The organism is Desulfobacula sp. (assembly GCF_021107415.1).
Window position 1 is genome coordinate 1 of the sequence record NZ_JAIOSW010000426.1, and the last position, 2,804, is coordinate 2,804.

Annotated in this window: 4 protein-coding genes and 1 pseudogene; all 5 read right to left on the reverse strand. The window is 43.3% G+C overall.

What is annotated here, in order from left to right; genetic code table 11:
* Positions 1-380: pseudogene (locus K8S13_RS21420) on the reverse strand (tRNA (guanosine(37)-N1)-methyltransferase TrmD); the annotation flags it as partial.
* A 21-nt stretch (positions 381-401) separates the two neighbouring features.
* Positions 402-932: a ribosome maturation factor RimM gene (gene rimM / locus K8S13_RS21425; RefSeq protein ID WP_291465760.1), complete on the reverse strand. Its 531-nt coding sequence runs from the start codon at positions 930-932 to the stop codon at positions 402-404.
* Between the two features lie 3 nt (positions 933-935).
* Positions 936-1,166 (reverse strand): KH domain-containing protein, encoded by a 231-nt coding sequence (locus tag K8S13_RS21430; protein ID WP_291465761.1) that lies wholly within the window; start codon positions 1,164-1,166, stop codon positions 936-938.
* Between the two features lie 45 nt (positions 1,167-1,211).
* The gene (rpsP, locus tag K8S13_RS21435; RefSeq protein WP_291465762.1) at positions 1,212-1,475 is read right to left on the reverse strand and encodes a 30S ribosomal protein S16; all 264 of its coding nucleotides are present in this window, start codon (positions 1,473-1,475) and stop codon (positions 1,212-1,214) included.
* 16 nt (positions 1,476-1,491) lie between these two features.
* Positions 1,492-2,804: signal recognition particle protein (gene ffh, locus K8S13_RS21440; RefSeq protein ID WP_291465763.1), on the reverse strand; the 1,313-nt coding region annotated here is incomplete at its 5' end.

Below are 2,804 nucleotides of genomic sequence, written 5' to 3' on the forward strand. Positions count from 1 at the left end.
ACAAGTGTGGTGTATATCCGTTCATCAATTCCTTCATACCTGCCACAGACAAAAATAAGCCCCTTATTCCGGCAGGCAAGTTCAAAGGCTTTTTCCTGACTGAACCGGGTTCCCTGGGGGGTCATTAATACAACCTGGGATTCAGGGACCCTTTTTTTGGCAGCTAAAATAGCAGCCTGCAAGGGTTCCGGCTTCATTACCATGCCGCTCCCACCGCCATAGGGCCTGTCATCAACCGTGTTATGGCGGTCGCATGAAAAATCCCTGATATTAATGCAATGCCCTGTGATCAGGTTTTTCTTGATACCCCGTGAAATCATGCCATGCTCAAAAAAAGAGCCGACCAGCTCCGGAAACAGGGTCAATACCGTAAAGTCCATCAATAATCCATTAATAACTCATTAATAATCTGGTAACAATTCCGGTGGCAGTGTTGTCCTTATGACCTTTTTTTCAAGATCAATTGATTCAACAAAGTGTTTATGCATGGGCACAAGTGTTTCCCGAGTTTTGTCCATTATGACCAGCATATCATTTGCGCCTGTCGGGAAAATATCAATTATTTTGCCGATAAATCCTTGTTGATGATCAAATACATCAAGCCCTAAAAGATCCTGCCAGTACCAGGTGTCTTCTTCCGGTTCAGGCAATTGATTCCGGTCAATGAGAATCTCTTTGCCTATAAGCTCCTCGGCAAGGCTTCGGTTATCAATCCCTTCAAGAGTGAGTAAAATTCCTTTTTTATAGGCCAGAGCTTTAAGGATGGTATAGGATTTGCCTAAGCCTTCTAAAGCTTTTTCTGATTTTAAAAGAACGTTTTTACCAGGGCAGAAGGTATCAATGGATTCTGCAAAGGACCAGACCTTAAGGTTGCCGTTAAGACCATGCACTCCGGTTACCCTGCCTATGGTAAACGAAGCGGCTTTGTCCATTATCTATTCAATAATTTCAAGAACGGTACGTTTTTTAAGTTTAGTGGATGCCGCACTTAAAATTGTTCTCATGGCTCGAGCTGATCTTCCCTGCTTGCCAATGACTTTACCCAGATCCTCTTTTGCCACTTTAAGCTCTAAAACAGAAGTTTGATCTCCACTGACTTCTGATACATTTACCTGTTCAGGATTGTCTACCAGCGCTTTTGCAATGTATTCTATCAGCTCTTTCATGACGATTTCTCCTTTGGTTGGATATTGAGGATACCGGGTCGCTTATTAAACAGCTTGTGCTTCGGCTTGTTCCAGTCCCTGCCGTTTAAATATACTCCGGACAGTGGTTGAGGGTTTTGCACCTTCATTCAGCCAATACTTTATTCTGTCCTCTTTCAGGGTAATGGCAGCCGGCTCAACCATTGGATTGTAGGTGCCTAAGAGTTCCAAAAACTTTCCATCTCTCGGGCTTTCAATGTCAGCAGCCACTATTCTGTAAAAAGGTTTTTTCTTTGTGCCTTTTCTGGTCAATCTGATTCTTACGGCCATATTCTTTTCTTTCTCCTTAAAATGGCAGCATGTTTTTCAAAGAACGCATGCCGCCTTTATTAAATTTTTTTATCATTTTCATGGATTGGGAATAGCTTTTCAGAAGCTTGTTGACATCCTGAACCGTGGTGCCGCTGCCATTGGCAATCCTTTTTTTTCTTGAGCCTTTGATAATGGTGTGTACCTGTCGTTCCTTGGGTGTCATGGAATTGATTATTGCTTCAATTTTACTAAATTCCTTATCACCTATATTAATACCTTTAAGTTGCTTTTTATTCATGCCCGGCAGCATTCCCAGCAGGTCTTTTATAGACCCCATTTTTCGGACTGACTGCATCTGGTTTTTAAAATCTTCCAGGGTAAAGGCATTTTTTCTTAATTTTTTTTCAAGTGCTTTGGCTTCTTTTTGATCAACTGCATCCTGTGCTTTTTCAATAAATGAAAGCGTGTCTCCCATTCCCAGAATTCTGGATGCCATTCTGTCCGGGTGGAATGCTTCCAAAGCCGTTGATTTTTCACCCACACCGATGAATTTTAACGGTTTGCCGGTAACCGCTTTTATGGAGAGTGCTGCACCACCGCGAGCATCACCGTCCATTTTGGTCAGAATAACACCGCTCAGATCAAGTGCTTTGTCAAATGATCCCGCAATGTTCACCGCATCCTGACCGGTCATGGCATCCGCCACCAGAAGGATTTCCGATGGATTCATACCTTTTTTGATGCCTTTAAGTTCAGCCATTAAGTCTTCGTCAAGATGCAGCCTTCCCGCAGTGTCAATCAACAGGGTGTCGCATCCCTGTTCCCTGGCTGCCAATTGTGCATCCTGGCAAATTTTTAAGGGCTTCATGTCAGTTGTGGACGCAAATACCGGAACATCCAGTTGCATTCCGATTTTTTTCAACTGATCAATTGCCGCAGGTCTGTAAACATCCACCGGTACAAGGTATGGCTTTCTACCCTCTTTTCGAAGATAGAGCGCAAGTTTCCCTGCTGTTGTGGTCTTACCAGACCCCTGTAGTCCAATAAGCATGACAGAACCTAAAGCCTTCCCATCAAAGTTCAGCCCTTGATGCTCAGACCCCATCATTCTGGCAAATTCATCGTTTACAATTTTTATGACCTGCTGACCGGGTGTAAGGCTCTGCATTACTTCCTTGCCCAAGGCTCGATCTTTTATATCCGAAACAACAGATTTTGCAACCTTATAATTAACATCAGCCTCAAGCAGTGCCATCCGCACCTGCTTAAGACCATCTTCGATGTTCTTTTCATTCAGGGTGCCATGACCTTTCAGCTTTTTAAAGACCGAATCAAGTCTGTTACTCA